At 34.3% G+C, this 20,542-nt stretch carries 23 protein-coding genes; 10 read left to right on the top strand and 13 right to left on the bottom strand.

Translation table 11 applies throughout. The features are described 5' to 3' along the window. Window positions 1-5: 5 nt before the first annotated feature. Window positions 6-923 (bottom strand): proline dehydrogenase family protein, encoded by a 918-nt coding sequence (locus AC0L8O_RS15220; protein ID WP_473443454.1) that lies wholly within the window; start codon window positions 921-923, stop codon window positions 6-8. A 264-nt stretch (window positions 924-1,187) separates the two neighbouring features. Beyond that, window positions 1,188-2,696, bottom strand: a complete 1,509-nt coding sequence (gene arfA, locus AC0L8O_RS15225; RefSeq protein WP_473443456.1) for an arabinosylfuranosidase ArfA — start codon at window positions 2,694-2,696, stop codon at window positions 1,188-1,190. A 237-nt stretch (window positions 2,697-2,933) separates the two neighbouring features. Here arfA and AC0L8O_RS15230 point away from each other — a divergent pair, with 237 nt between their 5' ends. From AC0L8O_RS15230 to AC0L8O_RS15240, 3 genes are all read left to right on the top strand, one after another. Next, complete coding sequence (locus AC0L8O_RS15230) at window positions 2,934-3,848, top strand: ArsR/SmtB family transcription factor (RefSeq protein ID WP_264141278.1); 915 nt, start codon at window positions 2,934-2,936, stop codon at window positions 3,846-3,848. Between the two features lie 121 nt (window positions 3,849-3,969). Then, on the top strand, window positions 3,970-4,152 hold the full coding sequence (locus AC0L8O_RS15235; RefSeq protein WP_226527702.1) for a hypothetical protein: 183 nt from the start codon (window positions 3,970-3,972) through the stop codon (window positions 4,150-4,152). A 217-nt stretch (window positions 4,153-4,369) separates the two neighbouring features. Then, on the top strand, window positions 4,370-4,549 hold the full coding sequence (locus tag AC0L8O_RS15240) for a hypothetical protein (protein WP_473443458.1): 180 nt from the start codon (window positions 4,370-4,372) through the stop codon (window positions 4,547-4,549). A 116-nt stretch (window positions 4,550-4,665) separates the two neighbouring features. Here the strand turns inward: AC0L8O_RS15240 and AC0L8O_RS15245 are convergent, their stop codons facing one another. Further along, entirely contained in the window at window positions 4,666-5,358 is a 693-nt protein-coding gene (locus AC0L8O_RS15245) for a YesL family protein (protein ID WP_473443460.1), read from the bottom strand. A gap of 277 nt (window positions 5,359-5,635) precedes the next feature. Here AC0L8O_RS15245 and AC0L8O_RS15250 point away from each other — a divergent pair, with 277 nt between their 5' ends. The 3 genes from AC0L8O_RS15250 to AC0L8O_RS15260 are packed head-to-tail and all read left to right on the top strand — an operon-like array spanning window position 5,636 to window position 7,220. Further along, window positions 5,636-6,199, top strand: a complete 564-nt coding sequence (locus AC0L8O_RS15250) for a sigma-70 family RNA polymerase sigma factor (protein WP_473443462.1) — start codon at window positions 5,636-5,638, stop codon at window positions 6,197-6,199. Continuing rightward, window positions 6,196-6,342: a hypothetical protein gene (locus AC0L8O_RS15255; protein ID WP_473443464.1), complete on the top strand. Its 147-nt coding sequence runs from the start codon at window positions 6,196-6,198 to the stop codon at window positions 6,340-6,342. Before AC0L8O_RS15250 ends, AC0L8O_RS15255 begins: the two co-directional genes overlap by 4 nt. 11 nt (window positions 6,343-6,353) lie before the next feature. Then, window positions 6,354-7,220 (top strand): DUF4179 domain-containing protein, encoded by an 867-nt coding sequence (locus AC0L8O_RS15260; protein WP_473443466.1) that lies wholly within the window; start codon window positions 6,354-6,356, stop codon window positions 7,218-7,220. A gap of 158 nt (window positions 7,221-7,378) precedes the next feature. On the opposite strand, the gene phoU is transcribed toward AC0L8O_RS15260, so the two are convergent. The 5 genes from phoU to AC0L8O_RS15285 form a co-directional block, all read right to left on the bottom strand. Next, window positions 7,379-8,038 (bottom strand): phosphate signaling complex protein PhoU, encoded by a 660-nt coding sequence (phoU, locus tag AC0L8O_RS15265; RefSeq protein ID WP_473443468.1) that lies wholly within the window; start codon window positions 8,036-8,038, stop codon window positions 7,379-7,381. 19 nt (window positions 8,039-8,057) lie between these two features. Then, complete coding sequence (gene pstB / locus AC0L8O_RS15270) at window positions 8,058-8,876, bottom strand: phosphate ABC transporter ATP-binding protein PstB (protein ID WP_473443470.1); 819 nt, start codon at window positions 8,874-8,876, stop codon at window positions 8,058-8,060. Window positions 8,877-8,891: 15 nt separating this feature from the next. Beyond that, a complete protein-coding gene (gene pstA / locus AC0L8O_RS15275) occupies window positions 8,892-9,716 on the bottom strand; it encodes a phosphate ABC transporter permease PstA (RefSeq protein WP_473443471.1) in 825 nt (274 codons plus the stop codon). 1 nt (window position 9,717) lies between these two features. Continuing rightward, on the bottom strand, window positions 9,718-10,632 hold the full coding sequence (gene pstC / locus AC0L8O_RS15280; RefSeq protein WP_473443472.1) for a phosphate ABC transporter permease subunit PstC: 915 nt from the start codon (window positions 10,630-10,632) through the stop codon (window positions 9,718-9,720). 77 nt (window positions 10,633-10,709) lie between these two features. Continuing rightward, window positions 10,710-11,549 carry a phosphate ABC transporter substrate-binding protein gene (locus AC0L8O_RS15285; protein ID WP_473443474.1) on the bottom strand — a complete coding sequence of 280 codons (840 nt, stop codon included), beginning with the start codon at window positions 11,547-11,549 and terminating at the stop codon, window positions 10,710-10,712. Between the two features lie 513 nt (window positions 11,550-12,062). On the opposite strand from AC0L8O_RS15285, the gene AC0L8O_RS15290 reads away from it, so the two are divergent. The 4 genes from AC0L8O_RS15290 (at window position 12,063) to AC0L8O_RS15305 (ending at window position 14,238) form a co-directional block, all read left to right on the top strand. After that, window positions 12,063-12,479, top strand: coding sequence for a DUF1284 domain-containing protein (locus AC0L8O_RS15290; protein WP_473443476.1), 417 nt, complete (start codon window positions 12,063-12,065; stop codon window positions 12,477-12,479). A 133-nt stretch (window positions 12,480-12,612) separates the two neighbouring features. After that, window positions 12,613-12,777, top strand: coding sequence for a hypothetical protein (locus AC0L8O_RS15295; RefSeq protein WP_156931876.1), 165 nt, complete (start codon window positions 12,613-12,615; stop codon window positions 12,775-12,777). A 318-nt stretch (window positions 12,778-13,095) separates the two neighbouring features. After that, window positions 13,096-13,911 (top strand): undecaprenyl-diphosphate phosphatase, encoded by an 816-nt coding sequence (locus AC0L8O_RS15300; RefSeq protein WP_473443478.1) that lies wholly within the window; start codon window positions 13,096-13,098, stop codon window positions 13,909-13,911. A 150-nt stretch (window positions 13,912-14,061) separates the two neighbouring features. Next, window positions 14,062-14,238, top strand: coding sequence for an SE1832 family protein (locus AC0L8O_RS15305; protein ID WP_473443480.1), 177 nt, complete (start codon window positions 14,062-14,064; stop codon window positions 14,236-14,238). 142 nt (window positions 14,239-14,380) lie between these two features. On the opposite strand, the gene AC0L8O_RS15310 is transcribed toward AC0L8O_RS15305, so the two are convergent. From AC0L8O_RS15310 to ppc, 5 genes are all read right to left on the bottom strand, one after another. Next, a complete protein-coding gene (locus AC0L8O_RS15310; protein ID WP_473443482.1) occupies window positions 14,381-15,340 on the bottom strand; it encodes a 2-hydroxyacid dehydrogenase in 960 nt (319 codons plus the stop codon). Window positions 15,341-15,783: 443 nt separating this feature from the next. After that, complete coding sequence (locus tag AC0L8O_RS15315; RefSeq protein ID WP_473443484.1) at window positions 15,784-16,419, bottom strand: FMN-dependent NADH-azoreductase; 636 nt, start codon at window positions 16,417-16,419, stop codon at window positions 15,784-15,786. 140 nt (window positions 16,420-16,559) lie between these two features. Then, window positions 16,560-17,102, bottom strand: a complete 543-nt coding sequence (locus tag AC0L8O_RS15320; protein WP_473443486.1) for a CBO0543 family protein — start codon at window positions 17,100-17,102, stop codon at window positions 16,560-16,562. Window positions 17,103-17,215: 113 nt separating this feature from the next. Beyond that, window positions 17,216-17,365: a hypothetical protein gene (locus tag AC0L8O_RS15325; protein ID WP_473443488.1), complete on the bottom strand. Its 150-nt coding sequence runs from the start codon at window positions 17,363-17,365 to the stop codon at window positions 17,216-17,218. 337 nt (window positions 17,366-17,702) lie between these two features. Then, the gene (gene ppc / locus AC0L8O_RS15330) at window positions 17,703-20,465 is read right to left on the bottom strand and encodes a phosphoenolpyruvate carboxylase (protein ID WP_473443490.1); all 2,763 of its coding nucleotides are present in this window, start codon (window positions 20,463-20,465) and stop codon (window positions 17,703-17,705) included. Between the last annotated feature and the right edge of the window lie 77 nt (window positions 20,466-20,542).

The following is a 20,542-nucleotide window of genomic DNA, read 5'->3' on the forward strand; positions in this document are numbered from 1 at the left end:
CCTTTTTACTTTTTAGTCATACCCTTTAAAACAAAGGCAAGGTTAGCTGGACGTTCTGCAAGACGCCTCATAAAGTATCCATACCAATCAATCCCGTATGGCACATACACACGCATTTTATAACCTTGATTAACCAATTCCTTTTGAGTTTGTGTTCTCATTCCATACAGCATTTGAAACTCAAATGAATGTTTTGGAATTTTATATTCCTCTACTAATCTCTTAGTATATTCAATAATGGCATCATCATGAGTCGCAACTCCAGTATAATGACCATTTAATAAACGAGATTTGATTATTTTTTTGTAATTTTCATCAACATCTGCCTTCTTCGGAAAAGCAACAGTAGGTGACTCTTTATATGCTCCTTTAACAAGTCTTAAAAATGGTTCATAACTATTTAAATTTCGGATATCTTGTTCAGCACGATACAAATACGCCTGGATTACTGTACTAATATAAGTATAATCAGCTTTAAGGCCCTTAAAAATTGAAAGTGTTTCTTCACACCTCGTTTCATCTTCCATATCAATTGTGACCATAATTTTATACTTTTCAGCTATATCCATAATCTTTCTCATATTTTCAAAAACTAGTTCTTTTGAAATATCTAAACCTAATGATGTTAGTTTTAGAGAAACATGAGAATCTAATCGTTGAGCAACAATCGTTTCAATTGTTTGAATGCATTCTTTTGTCCGCTCTCTTGCAATTTCTTCACTAGTAACGAACTCTCCTAAATGATCAACTGTTACCGAAAAACCCTGTTCATTTAACTCTTTTATAAATTTAATGGAGCTTGGAAAGTCTATCCCACCGACAATCTTTCCAGAGGCGATATTGCTGCCCCAATTCTGGGCGGCCCGATTCAACGTTTTATTATTTGATAGATATAAAAATAAATCTCTTGAAATGACTGACACGACAAACACCCCCATTAAAGGTTGAGTAAGAGTTTACTTACTATATATATTACGATTACATAAGCTTAAGCGACAATGTATCAAATCCACAAAGATTTAAGGGAATCATTGTGTCATAAATACAATGACATATGAAGCGCTTCTGTCATTTTCTAAGTATGTCCCTATATATGTACCCTTCCACACTTTTACCTTGTTGAAACATATTTAGTAAAACGAAAATGAGACCTGCTCTATTACAGAGCAGGTCTCATTTGGCATTTTTTATTTTTTCAATCCTAAACGGATCACATTCCAAGAATGCTTCGCTAATGGTGCAATAATATTTCCACCTTCAAGTACCGCTTTTCCTCGGTTATGTGGAACAACTGCTTGTTGTTCCAGTGTGTTAACCGCTTTTAAGTTTTCATTTTCCAACACAGTATGTTCAATGATTTGATAGTCTGAAAAACTACGAACATCACATTCTAGTGTTAAGCTATCTTCAAGGCTACGGTTCAAGGCAAAAATCGTTAGTTCTTCTTTTTCCGGGTTATGAACGGCAATTGAATCCAGATAAGGAACATCTGTGAACTCTTTTGAATCATATTTAGGTGAGGAGATAACCGGCTGTAAAGCAATCCCACGCCCGTACATGGATACATGCTGATAAGGATAAAAGATTGTTTGCTTCCACGCTCCTCCTTTTGTATCTGTCATAATTGGTGCAATAACATTAACTAACTGAGCCATACATGCCATCTTCACACGATCAGAGTGCTTTAGCATTGTCATAAGCATGCTACCTACTAATAATGCATCTTCAAAGTTGTAAACATCCTCTAATTGTGGAGGAGCAATCGACCATGGTTCTATTTTTTTATCAGCTTCATTTGAATGGTACCAAACATTCCATTCATCAAAGCTTAAATACATTGTTTTCTTACTACGTTTTTTCGCTTTAATATAGTCACATGTTGAAATGACTGTTTTAATAAAATGATCCATATCCAGCGATTTAGCTAAATAGCTAGCTGAATCGTTATTGCGATTTCCGTAATATTGGTGAAGTGAGATATAATCTGCAGCTTCATATGTATGCTCTAATGTTGTAGCTTCCCACTCAGGGAAAGTTGCCATTGAAGAACTTGAACTACCACATGTAACAAGTTCAATTGTCGGATCTACCCACTTCATAGCTTTTGCAGTTTCAACCGCAAGTCTGCCATACTCTTCTGCTGTTTTATGACCAATTTGCCAAGGTCCGTCCATTTCGTTTCCTAAACACCATGTTTTTATTTTGTGGGGATCTTTATACCCGTGCTGTTTCCGTAAATCACTGTAATATGTCCCCCCTGGATGATTACAGTATTCCACCAGGTTTCTTGCTTCATCTATTCCCCTTGTACCTAAGTTGACAGCCATCATCACTTCTGAGTTAACTTTTTTTGTCCAGTCAACAAACTCATTTGTGCCTAATTCATTTGTTTCAGTCGTTCTCCAGGCAAGATCTAAACGTCTTGGACGCTCTCCTATAGGTCCTACTCCATCTTCCCAATTATAGCCTGATACAAAATTCCCACCCGGGTAGCGGATAATCGGCACATCTAATTCTTTCACTAGTTCAATAACATCTTTTCGAAAACCGTTTTCGTCAGCAAGTGGATGATCCGGTTCATATACACCACCGTATACTGCACGACCTAAGTGCTCAATAAATGAGCCATATATCCGCGAATCCACGTCAGATATTTTAAAATCCTTATCAACTACCATATTTGCTTTTAATTTCATGCTTTACCACCCATCCCCAATTTTCATTTTATAAAAACCTAAATCTTTTTATAACTTTATAATAATCGCCCATCATTTTAGTTGTCAACGAAAAAGTGTATTCGTTTTCAAAAACTTATTATCCCCTTTTTTTATAAATACACTTTTTCTTGAACCACTAAAAATAATGACTTTCTCATTCATTTGATTTATTTTATAATGTACTAAAATAAACTTCACTCTACAGGGGGTACACCTTTGATTCATATTAAAGATTTGCGGTCAGGTCTAACCATATTTAAAGCATTAAGCTCTGAAACTAGAATTGAAATTATCAATTTATTAAGACAACATGATCGATTAAACTTAAATGAGCTAGCAGAAAAACTAAAATTAACAAATGGTGCTGTTACAATGCATATTAAAAAACTTGAAGAAAGCGGTATAATTGATATAACAACTACAGTAGGGAAACATGGAATTCAAAAGATGTGTTATTTAAATGAAGATTCGCTAACTGTGGATTTAAGAAGTAAAGAAATCGAGCATTGCTATGAATATGAAATCAATGTTGGACATTATATTAATTATAGTGCTGAGCCAACTTGTGGATTAGCTACAAAAAATAGTATTATTGGAGAATTCGATGACCCCCGTTATTTCGCTGATCCAAGTCACATTCATGCCGGAATTATTTGGTTAAACAATGGTTTTCTGGAATATCGAATACCTAACTACTTAAAACGATTTGAAGAGTTTAAAGAACTTCAATTTATTTTTGAAATTAGTTCCGAAGCACCTGGATACAATGAGGATTGGCCTTCTGATATCTACTTTTATTTAAACAATATTGAGCTTGGATTCTGGACATCACCTGGTGATTTTGGAAAAATGAGAGGCACGAATAATCCAGACTGGTGGCCGGGATACTTAAATCAATATGGAATGGCCAAATTACTGCGTATTAACAAAGATGGTACTTTTATAGATGGAAGTCGCATTTCGGATGTAACAATCGATCACATTAACCTTACGATGAAATCTGAGATAAAATTCAAATTAGCTGTTTCAGATAATAGAAAAAACAGTGGTGGCCTAACATTATTTGGAAAGGACTTTGGGCATTTTAATCATGAAATAATTGCACGTGTTTTATATGATGTTATAAAATAAAAACTTTCACCTCTTTGTAAATGAGGTGATATTTTGTTTTTCAGTCATTATTGTACATTCTAATCATTCATTTTATAGTATGATAGAAAAAAGTGTATGGGATGTAAGGAGGAATTTTTTTATGAAGATTGCCATTATCCTCGTCATTTTAATTGGTGTTCTCGCTTTACTAGGTACTATTTTAATTGGTGGCAAGGGAGATAAACATTATGATACAAAAACAAAAGCAAACCTCTCTCGCTTATCATGGATTTATATTATTTTAGGAATTGGCATTATAATCGCTTTTGCATTTTATTTATAATAAATGCCGAATTAACCATTCTTCTTAATATGTTCAATTGTGAACAAATTAAGAAGAATTTTTTTATTGTAAAAAATAAAATAGGTTACTCCTTGACATAGGTCTTTTGATGCAATAAAATGAAAGCGGATACAAATTTACTTAAAATTTTATTGAAACCGTTTTCCACTAACGAACATAAAATATATGAACTATAATCAAAGGAGTGCCACAAATCATGAAACAATTTGTCTTTTTAATTGACACCGGAAATGAGAAAACAGAATACAAAATCAAAGCATCCGGAATGACAGAAGCTGTAGCAAAAATTAAAGAAGTAAAAAACGAAATAAAGAAAAGTAATCCCCCATCTTTTAAAATTCAGTTTAAAGGCGTCATTTATGAAAACGCTTCCTGATAAAAACAGAGACCTTTCCACGTGAAAAGGTCTTTTTCTAATTTTGATAATTCCACACCATTTTTCCTGTACAACAAAAAAGTACGTTCTTATAAAAAGAACATACTTTTTTAACTTTATTTTGTTTTGACAACCGACTTATTATTTATTTTCTCCATTTTTTGATAATAAGCAGCAAAACCTACGTACGTGATAAGTGTACCCATGAAGAATGGAACAAGAAAAGTAAATACACCTAAGCTTATATACAAAATAACTCCACTAATTACCAATACAACCATATTAATTAATGGATAGACCATTGTAAGAAAGAAGGCATTCTTTACACTTGTCAAAAGCTTTAATTCAGCATGTACAGTGTTTGAGAAAAAGAAAAGTGTCATTAAGAAAAGAAATAAAAATCCGATTAAAAAGAATGAACTAACCAAGACATTTACCTTTGAGAAAAAGAAAAAGTCAACAGTCCAGATCACCCAAAAAAGAGTAAGCAATAAACCACCTGTTAAACTTCTTACATAGTTCTCTTTGTAAAAACGCCAGTATGATTTAACTAGTGGGACGTCATCCTCTCCCATCACCCATTTTCTCACAACGCCAAACATTGCTGATGTCGCCGGAAAAAATATAAAAGGAGCTAAAACAGCAATTGTTCCCAGTAATAAAAAGACCGACCCTTCATCTTCTGCAAACAAAAGTGACATAGCTAGATAACAAATAGGCAGATTAAATATAATCCACATTATATTAATAACAGATAAACGCATAATCCATTCAAATAAACGGTTTAAACCACCCATTACATTTGTCATAAATACATCCTACTTTCTTTTTTGTAAGCTCTTTCTTTCTATTATATCACTAATTTTTCTTTTTTTCGTCACTAAAAATAAATCTCCTAATTTATCTTTATCTTAATTAGCTAGAGCTTTATGAAATAAAAAAACTACTTGCCTTAATATAGAAGACTTAGTTTTCTTTTACTATTATCCATAATAAATTTATACTTTAAAAAAATGCGAGTTTTTCGTTCATTCATTCGATATAGATAGTGAAAAAGCTTTTTTAATAAAATAAGGAGAATCAATAATGACATGTAATGCTGTGAATTTTATTAAACTACTACAAAAACAAAATGAAGAGGCTCTCGAATACATCATTGATGAATACTCAGCTCTTGTAAATGCCATAAGCTACAAAATCTTACACAATGTTAGCAATGATGCGGTAGATGAATGTGTGAATGATGTATTCTTAACAGTTTGGCAGAATGCAAATAAGTTTAAAGGTACAAGTACGGAATTCAAGAAATGGATTGCGATGGTTACAAAATACAAAGCAATTGATCGTTTTCGTCATATAAAGAAAATCCAAAATCGAGAGCAAAGTGAAGAGGAACTTCAGATACATCCCCATATAGATGATGTCCAAATGCAAATAATTAAAAAGGAAGAAACAAACACGCTTCTCCTTATCCTCAGTACATTACCTGAGATGGATCGTGATATTTTTATGATGAAATATTTTCTTTATTTAACAAGTGCTGAAATTGCAGCGTCTCTAAAAATTTCGGTGTCAGCGGTAGAAAATCGATTATATCGGGGCAAGAAAAAACTAGCACAAAACAAACATCTGAAGGAGCGGTTTTTATGAGTAATGATTTACAAGAATTTCTTGATATTGATATTAATGATATCGAACCAAGAGCATTAACAACGAAAAGGAAAGCAGAAATAAAACAACATGTATTGAGGAAGAAAAAAAGGCAAAGAAACGGACTTTTCTACATACTTTAACTGCTGCAGCATTGATTGGAGTTACGGTTATTACCGGCAGTATCGTAAGCGTTCCCGTATTAGCAAATCACATTCCTTTTATCCAAAATATTATGGAGCATTTTAAAAAAGATACTCTTCCCAATGAATACGTTGATTTAGCTACAGTTGTCAATCAAGTGCAGTCAAGTAATGGAATTGATATTATGATTGAAAATGCAGTTTACGATGGAACAAATGTGATAATTACTTATGCAATCCAGACTACATATGACCTTGGAAATCAACCAAGATCAGAAGGTTTTATAGATATAGAGGATGTTAAGGCAATAGGTGGAACAGGATACATTGATAAAATGAATGAAACAACATATGTAGGTGTTGAAAAAATCACTCCACATTTTGATGGAAAAAGTCCTGAAGACATTAACATCAAGTGGGAGCCGAAAGTCTTTGAAAACAGTAGTGATACTAAACAATACGAAGGTGATTGGTCATTTGAATTTTCCTTAACCCAACTACAAACAAGTACTCAGTTACTTAACAAAAAAGAAGAGTATCCCGGGATTACTCTAAACCTAATATCTTTTGAGCATTCAAAAATGGCATCAGTCTTACAATATGAATTTGTTGTTGATCGGAATATTTTAAAGGAATCGCCTTTTATTTCAATTGAAATGAGTAATATAACGGACAACTTAGGAAACAAATATGACGTAAATAGTAATGGAGGAGTAAGTTTTGATGATGGGGCATTTCATAAAAGTGAAGTCTCTATTTACTCCATACATCCGGATGCTCGTACTTTAACATTTACACCACAAATCTATTATTCAAAAGGATCAGGAATGGTTCTCAATGTTGAAGAAATGCAACCAATTTCGATTAACTTGAAATAAAAACTATTCCCAAATGAGAGAATCCAGTAGGACTTATCGTATTTCTCGGGAGTGAGACCTCCTCATGCCTCTCACTCCCTATTGATGCTTATTAGTAGATATAATTGTAATTACTGATAAAAATAAAATAAGGCAAGCACAAATGCTCACCCTTTATATTAAGAATTAAAATCATATATACGGCCTTTTATTAAATAAGCTGCACTTTCAGCAATATTAGTTATGTGATCTGCTGTTCGTTCCAGGTATCGATTGATGAAAAGTAATTGCACTAATTGATCTGTTTCCTCTGGATGATCTTTTAAATAATTAGTAATTGCTTTGTATGTTTCACCACTATATTTATCAACCTTATCATCCAAATCGCCAACTTCTTTAGCCAGAACCATATTTTCTTCAATAAATGATTGTAATGCCTTTTCAAGCATAGTAATGGATAGATCTTTCATTTGATCAAGATTTGTGATTTGTACTAAAGAGTGGGTTTGACCAATTTTTATTGTAGACTTTGCTATATTTACAGCAAAATCTGCAATTCGCTCAATCTCGGATGTAATCTTTAAAGCACCTATAATTCTTCTTAAATCTCTGGCAACTGGTTGCTCTTTCACCATTAGCCATATGACAAATTGATTGATTTCCGTGTCCAGGTTATCGATTACTGTATCTTCATCAATTACTTTTAATGCAATCTCCACATCTTGTTTTTTTAAGGCTTCAAATGCTTTCTCCATTGCAGTAATTGAAAGCTTAGCCATCATTGACATTTTGCCTTGTAATTCCTGCAAATTATTATCAAAGCTCTCACGAACGACCATTTTCTACTCCCCCAAAATCTTACCCAAATCTTCCAGTTATATAATCTTCTGTTCTCTTATCTGTTGGCATTGAGAAAATATTGTTTGTTGAATCAAATTCAATGATTTCCCCATTTAGGAAAAAGGCTGTTTTGTCTGATACTCGTGCAGCCTGCTGCATATTATGGGTCACAATAACAATTGTGTAATCTTTTTTCAAGCGTTCAATTAATTCTTCTACTTTTAATGTTGAAATTGGGTCTAATGCTGATGTAGGCTCATCCATTAAGATGATTTCCGGCTTCATCGCAATTGCACGTGCAATACAAATCCTTTGCTGTTGACCACCAGATAGTCCGAGTGCTGATGTTTTCAGGCGATCTTTTACTTCGTCCCAAATTGCAGCACCACGTAAGCTTTCTTCAACAATGTTATTTAAAACTTTTTTGTTTTTTATCCCCTGCATTCTTGGACCATAGGCAACATTATCATAAATACTCATCGGGAACAGGTTTGCCTTTTGAAAAACCATTCCAACTTTTGTTCTTAATTTTATCACATCATTTGATTGATAGATGTTTTCTCTATCTATAACGATGTCACCATTAATCTTTACACTGTCTATAAGATCATTCATGCGATTTAATGTTCGTAGAAAAGTCGATTTCCCACATCCAGAAGGTCCGATTAACGCAGTAACTTCCTTTTCTTGAATATCCAATGAAACAGAATAAAGTGCTTGTTTATCCCCATAAAATAAATTTAAGTCTCTTACACTGATTTTGACATTGCCGTTTGTTTGCTGGTTGAATTGTGATTGGTCTTTCCTGTTACTATGTTCAATCTCTGTTGTACCCATGTCAATACACCTCTTTTAATAGTCAGCTTTATTTAATTTCTTGGAGATAAACGTCGCCGAAAGGTTCAGTACCAATATGATGACGATTAAGACAATTCCAACCGCAGCAGCAAGCTCAATGTCACCTGATTCCTGTGTAACCAAATAAGAATGGACCGTTAATGTCCTTGCTGAGGAGAAAATACTGTCCGGCATAGCAGCAACCGTTCCAGCAGTTAAAAAGATGGCTGCAGATTCCCCAACTATTCTCCCGATCGAGAGGATGATTCCAGATAATATTCCAGGCATCGCACTCGGTAAAATGACTTTATATAATGTTTGCAGCTTTGTTGTTCCTAAAGCTAGAGAGCCTTCTCGATATGTTTTTGGTACTGTCTTTAAAGATTCTTCTGTTGTTCTGATAATAACTGGTAATACGATAATTGTCAGCGTTAATGAAGCTGCTATAATCGACATTCCCAATTTTAATGTTGTAACAAAAAATACTGCGCCGAATAATCCATAAATGATTGATGGAATCCCAGTTAAGCTTTCCGTTGCGAAGCGGATCATTTTTACAAGACGACCTTGTTTTGCATATTCCTGCAAATACACTGCAGCCAAAATTCCTACTGGTGTAGCAATTAATAATGAGATCACAATTGTATATATTGTTGTGATAATCATTGGCCAAATTCCGCCATGACCTGTTGGAGAATAATCCCCAAAGATAAAATCTATGCTAATTAAGCGATATCCTTTATAAAATATATATCCAACAATCGTTACAAGGATGGCAATAGTTAAGAATGCTGAAAACCAGAGAAGTCCACGCAATATGGTATCTTTTACCTGTCTCAACTCAATGACCACCCTTCGCACTGATTTTTGAAAGAACAAAATTTAATAATAGGATAAAGGAGAATAAAACGATACCAGTTGCAAATAACATTTCCTGGTGTGTCCCATATGCATAGCCCATTTCTAAAGCGATATTGGTCGTTAATGGACGTATACTGTCAGTTAAGCTTGTAGGGATAATTAAACTGTTACCTGCTACCAGGATAACTGCCATTGTTTCTCCGATCGCTCTCCCTAAACCTAAAACAATTGCTGCCATAATACCGGATTTCGCTGCAGGAACAACAACCTTAAAAATGGTTCCTATATGAGAAGCACCTAGTGCCAATGACCCCTCACGATACGTTTTAGGCACTGCGCGAATCGCCGTTTCTGCAACAGTTACAATTGTAGGTAACATCATAATTGCTAATACCAAAATAACTGCAAATAAGCTTTGACCCTTCGGTAAGTGTAAATTGTTCTGCAAAAATGGGACGATGATAGCGAGTCCGAATACTCCATATAAAACTGATGGAATACCGGCCAATAATTGAACAGCTGGTGAGATGAGCTTCGCTATACTTTTGGGTGCAATTTCTGATAAGAAGATGGCTGTAAATAATCCAACCGGAACTCCAATGATTAAAGATCCAATTGTTGCAAATATAGAAGCTACAATCATTGGTAATATTCCAAATTTATCTTCACTTGGAACCCAATCTACCCCAAAGATAAAATCAAAAAAACTATATCCATCAGCAATAAATGGTAGTGAACCTTTATAAAATACAAATCCTATAATGACCATTAAACTGATAACTGAAAGTAATGCACAAAAAAGAAATAACTTTGATGATAATTTCTCAAGAAAGTACTTCCTCTTATTTGATTTTCCAATATCTATTGTTTGATCCTCAACAGGTAGTCGCGGCATACTTCATTCCTCCATGTTTGCTCTAACACATGATGTTTTATGTCTGACATGTCGTTTTGACATCTGTGATTGTTATGTTATTTAATCGGTATTGCACCTGACTCTGCAGCAATCGCTTGTCCTTCAGGTCCAAGAATATAGTCAATAAACTGTTGTCCTCCACTAGATAGTTGATTATCCTTGTGAATAAACAAAAACGGACGTGATAAACTATATTTTTGCTTAAGGACATTTTCAGCTGTAGCTTCTACTCCATTAATCTTTACTGTTGAAATCGTTGAATCAATATATTCAAATGAAATAAAGCCAACTGCATGCTTATTTGTTGCCACGGTTGTTTTTATATTACCGTTTCCGGAAGCAATAATAGAACTTCTAACTAATTCCCCTGACGAATACCCTACTATTTCTTGAAATGCATCACGGGAACCTGATCCGTCCTCCCTGGAAACAACGACAATTTCCATGTCATCTCCTCCCAGTTCCTTCCAATTGGTAATCTCACCTGTAAAGATTTCCTTTACCTGTTCCAATGTAAGGTCTTTAACTTTATTGCTTGGATGTGTTACAACCACTATCCCATCATAAGCAATAATCGTTTCAGTTAGCCCTTGTGCTTTTTCTTCTTCTTTCAAATCACGTGAAGACATGCCAATTTCAGATACTCCGCTTATAGCATTTGTTATGCCTGCTGACGAACCTATCTGATTAATCTCTATATTTACATTCGATTTCTCTTTGTATTTTTCTGCCATTTTTTCCGCCAATGGTCCTACGGATGTCGAACCTGAAATTGCAATTGTATCTGAACCTTCATTGGTTGACTCTTTACCATTATCATTGTTATTGCATGCTACTAATGCAGCAGCAAAAAATAACATCAATAAGCCAAATGTTGTCTTTCTCATAAATGTCATTTCTAAACCTCCAAGGTGATCTACTGACAACTTCTTTTCATATAATACCCATTGTTAAGAATAAACATAGATTGTAAATTCTCTATTAAGAAATTGTAAAGGTTTTGTAAATTTTATTAACTAGGTGTTAATTCTATGTAAATATGTGATATATATCCAACTTAGAAAAATAGTCCCTTTGAAAGATTAAACCGTTATCAATGAAGTGATAAATCCAATCATTTTTTTCTTACTTTCCCTCTATTATATTTCTCTCCTTTTTATTTTGTTACATCTACCACATAGTCATATTACTTATTTACAAAACATTTCCCATTTTTCTTTACTAAAAGTTATATGATCCAAATAGTATTTAACAATTACTTTGCTATATACCTTTTCTTATCTTCTTTAGTTACATTTATAAATAATGAAAAAAGCCCCCAGCTATTTAAGGTAAAATGATAAAATGTAAGTATGTAAACTCAACTACATTTTAAGTTTACATACTTACAACTATTAGAGGAGGAAACCATGTTTAAACTACGAGGTCATCATATTTTTTGCTTATTAGGCTATCGAGGTATGGGGTATTCTATTGAATATATTGAAAATATGACGCGTTTGCATCAAACTTTGAGAGAGGAGCCTAAAACAAGTGTACAACTCATCTCGGGTCCTGATCATTTGTGTGACAAATATCCAAACAGTGGGAAATACCATTGTCAGGAGGATCATATTTATGAAAGAGATGCGGCTATATTAGAGAAATTAGGGCTCGAAATTGGACAGATTTTGAATTGGGAGGAAATTGAAGTTATCATAAACAAGCGTATCATCCCTTCAGATATTCAAACGGTTTGTAAATCTTGTTATTGGAGAACTTATGGTGTTTGTGAAGAAGGTGTGCAAGATATTCTTAATGGAAAAGGCTTAAGGAAAGTGAAGTAAATCTCCGTAACATCTTTTAGTATGTATTCTTCAATCTTTAAAAATAAATTCATACACAGGACTATTATTTCTATCTCCTTGAATAATTTCACCATTTCAAAGCAATCTAATATGTGTTTAGGAGGTGAAATTTTTGACCAATCCAACTAGAGACAATAAAAAGCAAAAAAACAACCTGCAAAATTCTGAAATTGGTTCAGGGTCAGCATATATTAAAGAGCACGCCGGTCATGTTGAAGGTTATGGAGAAAATTATCCAATTGAACATAACTCAACTAATACGACTCGTCCTGAATAATCATAATTATTTCTAAAGAGTGAATGAGTACATCGTTCACTCTTAACTTTTTTAGCAACAATCCTGATATGCCGAATGAACATGCATCTGGTTTAAATGATTTAAACAATTAAAGCTTACCGTGAACTGAACCAATATTGGTTCAGTTTTTTTATAAAAAATTGATAAAAACTTACACAACAAAGAGTATTTCCCAAATACGAGAGGAACTTTTTCCTTTTTCACATAATTGTAAAGATTTATTAATCAAATTATTAGCACAAATAAGGTATAATCCTAATTTGATACATTATTAAAGAGATAAACGAGGAGGATAAAATGGGTGAATTAGACATTCTCTATACATTGAAAATGATTATTATTGGGCTAGTGCAAGGATTTACAGAGCCTATCCCTGTGTCATCAAGTGGTCACGTAATGATTGCAAGTGAAATTTTGGGACTAGGAGAACAAGGATTTACTTTTGCTATATTAACTAATACTGCTTCATTACTTGCGATTCTTTATATTTACAGAAAGGATATCTTTAGGCTTATGAATAATTCCATTGCCTATTTAAGAACAAAAGATTCTCGTTATAAAAGCGATTTTCACTTTATTTGCTTTATTATCATAGGTACTATACCTGCGGGTGTTCTAGGTATTCTATTGAATGACTTTATTGGTGAAAATGTCAACATGACTACCATTGCCATCATGTTATTTGTAACAGGAATTGCATTATGGTTAATTCGTAATATAAAAGGTACTAAAGACGAGAGTGACCTTTCCATTAAGGATGCCTTCATGGTTGGTTTAGGACAGGCTGTTGCCTTAACTCCTGGTATTAGCCGTTCAGGAGCAACGATTATTTCATCCATAGCTGTCGGAATGAAGCAAGATACAGCTCTTCGTTTTTCATTTATGTTATATATCCCTGTTAGCCTTGGTGGAGTAGTTCTTGGGTTTACTGACTTTCTGCATGAACCAAATAAAGATGACTTGGCCATTCCATATATAGCGGCATTTATTTCAACTCTATTGATGTCTTATTTTGCGATGAAGTGGTTTATGGGAATTATGAAGAACGGCAAACTTGTTTATTTTACATATTATTGTTTCATCGTCGGAACATTTCTTTTAATCTTCTTTTAAATTCTTTGAAACGACTATTTTCATAGGTTTTTTCAAATGCTAATTATCATCCCTGTAATTCATAACAAGGATGATAATTAGCCCATTTTTTTAGTTCTTGTTATACTTTTATAAAGGTTTAGCAAAATTATGATAAATGGGGGCATAAAGATGAGCAAACAGGAAATACAGCAAAAAATCGATGAATTAAAAATGGAATATGTGAGGACTCAAGGAGATATTGAAAAATTGGAATCCACAGGACATTCTGTTGAGAAACTGGAGGAAAGGCTGAGTGTGATTGAAGAAACGCTTTCAACATACCGGAAAGAACTGACCAATCTTTAATGTTCATGAACAACATTCTCTATCATAGAACATATAGTTGTCCTAAAAAGTAAATTCTGAAACTAGTAAAGCAAGTAAGGAGCAATGAACGGTTTAATAATGTAAATAAATATTGAAAAGGGTAGATCTTTCTACCCTTTTGCTATCTTATTAAATTCGGAGGTGTTTTTCCCTCGAGAGCAATAGCCATATTTTCTGCAGCTAGCTTTGCCATCTTTGCTCTCGTTTCAGCTGTAGCTGAACCGATATGCGGGAGCGTGACAACATGAGGCATTGATAATAAGGGATTATCCTTCTCAACAGGTTCAATCTCAAAGACATCTAACCCTGCGCTGAGGATTTCTTTTTTCTGCAGTGCATTAATTAAAGCTTCTTCATCAACGTTTTTCCCTCTTGATCCATTAATGAAAATCGCTGAATCCTTCATCAAGGTAAATTCTCTCTCTCCAATCATTTTTTCTGTTTGAGGTGTGTGTGGAACCATTAAACAAACAAAATCTGAATTCTTCAAAAGCTCATCTAATGAGCAATATGTTGCATCAAATTCACTTTCTGCTTCCTTATTTCTCGAACGATTATGGTATAAGATTTCCATATCAAAGCCGAAGTGTGCCCGTTTAGCGACCGCTCTGCCGATACTTCCCATCCCGATAATACCTAATGTTTTATAATGTACATCCACACCAAAAAGGTCTTCACCCTTTGTTCCTCCCCATTTTTTAGCCTTTACATAATGATCAAGCTCGGGCATTCTTCTTGCCGTTGCCAGTAAAAGTCCAAAGACTGTATCTGCTGTTGTATCATCAAGCACCCCGGGTGTATTTGTTGCTATTATGTTTCTTTTCTTAAGCTCTTCTATATTCAGATTATCATAACCAACCGAAATATTTGAAATGACCTTTAAATTTGGAGCTTGATTTAATAGCTCTTGCCCTATGTTCATACTGGCACCTAACAATCCATGTGCAGTTTGTAATTCAACTAGAAAATCCCGGTAATTTTCATCATTAAGAGTCGGAAAATAACTTACATCATATTTATTTTTCAAGAAATATAAAACTTGATCTGGTAATTCACGATAAACCACGACCTTTTGTTGCATACTGCTCCCCCTTGTGTAAAAAACATTATTTTAATAACTTCAAGGAAAGTTGGAAAAGTCCTGCATATAATACTGCTACATAATAAAAAAGGATAAAAGCCAATGAGATTAAAATTATCTCAGACTTTTATCCATCCATGGAGATAGCTATCATGAGGTATAGCCATTCACTTTATCCCGATCCAAATTTCTTGTTTTGAGTGAGGGGAGATTCACAACAAGAATTGAACCTTAGAATTTTTTATATATACATAGTACCTTATTTAGTTGTAGTATAAAGAAAAAAAGAAACCTCACCATTACCTTGTAATAAACTCTCACATAGTTTCATCAAACATTTACAACATCTATGTCAGATTAATGTGGAAGTATGATTTCATTTTTTCTGCAAGTTTGGCCAAGCCAATGCCAATTTGTTCTATTGGTCAATTCCTTATATAACATTAAAAAGTCTTCGCCAGATCCTTTGCACGTGCAATTCCATTTGCTTTTATCTCTTCAGCTTTATCAGGCATAGCGTTGTGACCTTCAATAAATAACCCTTCAAACGACGGTACTCCGAAGAAATTCATAATCACACTTAAATAGCGATGTCCCATTTCAACTTCTGCTGCCGGTCCTTCAGAGTAAATACCGCCTCTTGCTTGGATATGAAGTGCTTTTTTATCCGTCAACAAGCCGATAGGTCCTTCAGCCGTATATTTAAATGCTTTTCCTGCTACAGCAACTGAATCAATATAAGCTTTCATAACGGGTGGAAAGGAGAAATTCCAGAACGGAGTAACAAATACAAATTTGTCAGCGGATATGAACTGTTCACTTAGTTCATTAAGTCTGCTTACCTTTGTTTTTTCTTCTTCTGATAACTCGTCAAACCCTTTTCCTGTTTGTAATTTCCCCCACCCACTAAACACGTCCACATCAATATGTGGAATATGCTCTTTATATAAATCAATATGGACGATTTCATGATTAGGGTTAGCTTCTTTGTATGAATCAATAAAAGCTTTTCCTGCTGCCATACTAAAAGAAACCTTGTCATCATGAGGATGTGCTGTAATATACAAAACTTTTGTCATTTTCATCTTACCTTTCTATTATTAAGTCATTATAGTTTGATACAAAACGGCGAAAATAAACAACAAGTAAAAAGTTTTAACAATTTATGATGTTTTCACAAAGAAGGATAGTAGTAACAAGTATGCGGTTTAAGACATAACTAGAAAGTTTTCCTTTCATTAAACCAGTAACCAAGTAAATATAAACTAGTTAAAATAAAGAAAGAATATGTAAGTGGCCAATCATATGTTTTATAAAGATCAATACTTTCTAGCAATGGCAATCCTATAAATGCACCGAAACCACCATATAAAACTGCCTTAATAAAAGGATTAACATGAGGCTTAAACTGTAACAACAACATAAATAATACCGGTAAAAGAGAGAGTCTATAAGAAAAGCTTATAGTAGCTATTGGGATTACTTTGACTGGATAGGCCCATTTCCCAAGACCTACACCTATTACATCCAGAATTTCAGATATAACCATAACTAGTAACCCTGCAGAAAATAAATGTGCAGATCTTTTCCGATCACGGAATAATATCCAAATTATCCATGGAACAATGATCATAGCGAGTGCTATCCACCATTGCCATGTGAATAAAAAAGCATTCGTTACAGCTTCTATTGTTAACTGGGATGCGTCACTGATCTTTTCTGTAGCTTTATCTATTTGGTCTAGCCCATCTTGGTATGTCACATTGCTCCTCCTTCTTATGCTACTATTTGTTTTTATTTTACACCTGCTTTTTTGAACTATACTCTTTGAAACAAAAAAGGATTTGCTATACTAAGCAAATCCTTTTAAAAAAATTAATCATTTATATCTATAGCGTATGGGTTACCCGCAATATTTTTTCTCATTTCATCTGTGATCTCAAACACTTGATTTTCCGCTATTTCATTCATTGAGATAAATTCTGTTGAACTGCTTCCATCATAATGAAGTGGTTTTTGATTCATAGTCATGCCCCCAACTAGTTATATTCTTCCTATTAATAGCCTTTACATTTGTCTTACATATTATCCAAGAATATTCTTGCTGTGGCTTATGAAAATAAAGATTGAACCTGCACATAGTATGGTAGATTTTATTACAAACTCATATTTTTTCTTGGTCGAAGAACTTATACTAAACAAAAGCACTAGCGCCGTGATCAGCCACGAGCAAATAAGGCGATTTGGAATAGAAGGTGTTTGAGCTAGACACTACACTTAAATACAAAATTTTATATTTTCTTAACTTATAAACAAAAATAGACTGCCGATTACTCAGCAGTCCATTCTTATCGTTTTAATATCAGCCTGTATTACGTAATCCTGCTGCAATACCGCTAATTGTTAAAAGTACTTCTGTTAATAACTCTTCATTAGGCTCTTCCTGTTGACGAAGCTGCTTTATGAGTTCTACTTGTAAGAAGTTTAACGGATCGACATAAGGGTTTCTACGATGTACAGATTCTTTAATATTTGGTGTATGATCTAACAGCTCTTCATCATCTGTAATTTGCAGAAGAACTGTTTTTGTTTTTTCATATTCTTCCAGGATATTCCCAAAGATACGATCTGCAATTTCTTGATCATTTACTAAAGATGTATATTCTTTAGCTGTTGTAATATCTGCCTTCATAAGAGCCATCTGCAAATTGTCAATTGTGGAACGGAAGAATGTCCACTCATTGTACATACGTTTTAATAGTTGTAAGTTTTCTTCACTTTTTGAAGCAAAACTTTCCAAACCAGTTCCTGCAGCATACCAAGCTGGTAACAACTGACGGCTTTGTGTCCATGCAAATACCCAAGGAATCGCACGTAAATCTTCAAAACGATTGCGATTTTTACGTTTCATAGGACGGGAGCCGATATTTAGTTCAGCCAATTCATTTAATGGTGTTGCTTCTGTAAAATATGTTAAGAAATCAGGATCTTGGAAAACTAGTGATTGGTACTTTTTTAAGGAAACATCTGAAATTTCCTCCATTGCATTTTCCCATGCTAGTTCACGTAAATGCTGCTGTTCAGATTCCTTTGAAAGATTAACAGATGCTTCAATCAAGGTAGAAGTTGCTTGCTCTAAACTACGATAAGCAATATCCTCTACTAAATAACGAGATGATAACACTTCTCCTTGCTCGGTAATTTTAACTCCATCTCCCAATGTTTCAGCAGGCTGTGATAAAATACTGCGGTTTAGCGGACCGCCGCCACGACCTAATGAACCACCTCGACCATGGAAAAATTTCAAGCCTATTTGGTAACTTTTCGCCATATCATGAATTTCAAGCTGAGCTTTGTATAATTTCCAGTTGGCTGTAAGTGTTCCACCATCTTTACTGCCGTCTGAATACCCAAGCATGATTTCTTGAGAATCACCGTGGATTTTCAAATGATTGCGGTATACATCCATTTCAAATAATGTTTCCATAATCTTAGGACCCGCAATTAAATCATCAACGGTTTCAAGAAGCGGAGCAACATTTAGATGACTTTCCACTGATCCGTCTGCATGTAAACGATAGATACCGGCTTCCTTTGCAAGAACCAGCACTTCTAAAAGGTCACTTGCTGCTTGTGTCATACTAACGAGATACACAAGAATCGATTTCTTGCCAAATGTTTCATGTGCTTTCTTGATCATTGTAAAGACTTTAAGCATTTCCTGTGTTTCTTTAGAATAGTCTTCATTTAAAAGTAAGACAGGACGCGGATCTTTCAAAACACTTTCTAATACATTTAATTTCTCCTCTTCACTAAGTGCAGCATAATCTTCGGTTACTTTTACTTTACGCAGGATTTCTGTTATCGCTGCTTCATGTTCACCGCTGTGATTACGAATATCAAGTGTTGCTAAATGGAAACCAAATAGCTGGACTTGCCGAATAAATTTCTTGAGCATTTTCAATTCTCGTCTTGCAGGTTGATGTGCATCAACACTTTCCTGAATTAAATATAGATCCTCTAACAGTTCCTCTGAAGCTTTATATCCAATGTCAGATTTCCCAACTGCTTCAATTCTCGCTATTATGATTGCAATTTTACGGCGATAAACTTCTTGTTCTACTGGCCATCTTTTTTCAGCCGTTAAGTAAAGTTGCTCTTCTTTTTCAACATTAGAAAGAAGCTCTTCGCTGATCTCAACACGAGTAGAAGAATGGCTGAAGCGTTTCATTGCTTCAATTAATGAATCTCGATATTTCTTAAGTACAAGCTCTCTATGGCTTTCCAAAGTTTCCCATGTAACCTCTGCTGTTACATTCGGGTTTCCATCTCTATCTCCACCAATCCATGAGCCAAAACGCAGAAAATTCGGTACATTCCAAGTATGACCAGGGAATTGCTCTGTAAGTCCTTCTTCCAGATCTTGATGGATATCTGGCAACACATCAAAAAATGTTTGGTCAAAATAATATAGACCATTACGTACTTCATCCATAACTGTTGGCTTGCGATGACGCAGTTCATCTGTTTGCCATAGAATTGTTACTTCATTTAACAAACTGTCTTCTAATTTTTTACGTTCTTTCTTTGTTAACATTGTATTGTCAAGGTCTTTCAATATTTTGCCGATTCGTTTTTGAATCTCAATAACTGAGCGTTTAGTTGCTTCAGTTGGATGCGCAGTTATGATAAGCTCAAGTGATAACGTGTTCAAGACATTTTGAATTGTCTCCTCATCAATTTCATTTTCTTTTAATGAAAGAAGTGCACTTTCAATTGATACAGGTTGAACAACATGATCATCTTGGAGCTGATATTCGCGACGACGACGAATGCGGTGATTTGACTCTGCGGCATTAATTAGATGAAAATAAATTGAAAAGGCACGAATGATTTGCTTACGCATTGGTGGGTCTAAATTCACGATTTCTTCTTTCAGTTCATTATATATTTGCCTATCAAAGTTATTTCGTAGAGACTTCGCCATCATTCTAAATTTTTCAACTTTATCTAGTAGCTCCGTTCCTCCATGATGAACAATAATTTCACCTAGAATATGTCCTAGTGATTTTACATCACGACGTAACGGAAGACTGCTGTCATTTGCTTCTATTCTTGTTGTCATTTTTGTCACCTTCCCTAAGATTTTATTATTCTATTAAATATTAAGATAATTCTATCATATCATTATTCGGAGAGAAT

The organism is Metabacillus sp. KJ11-3, from assembly GCF_055808295.1.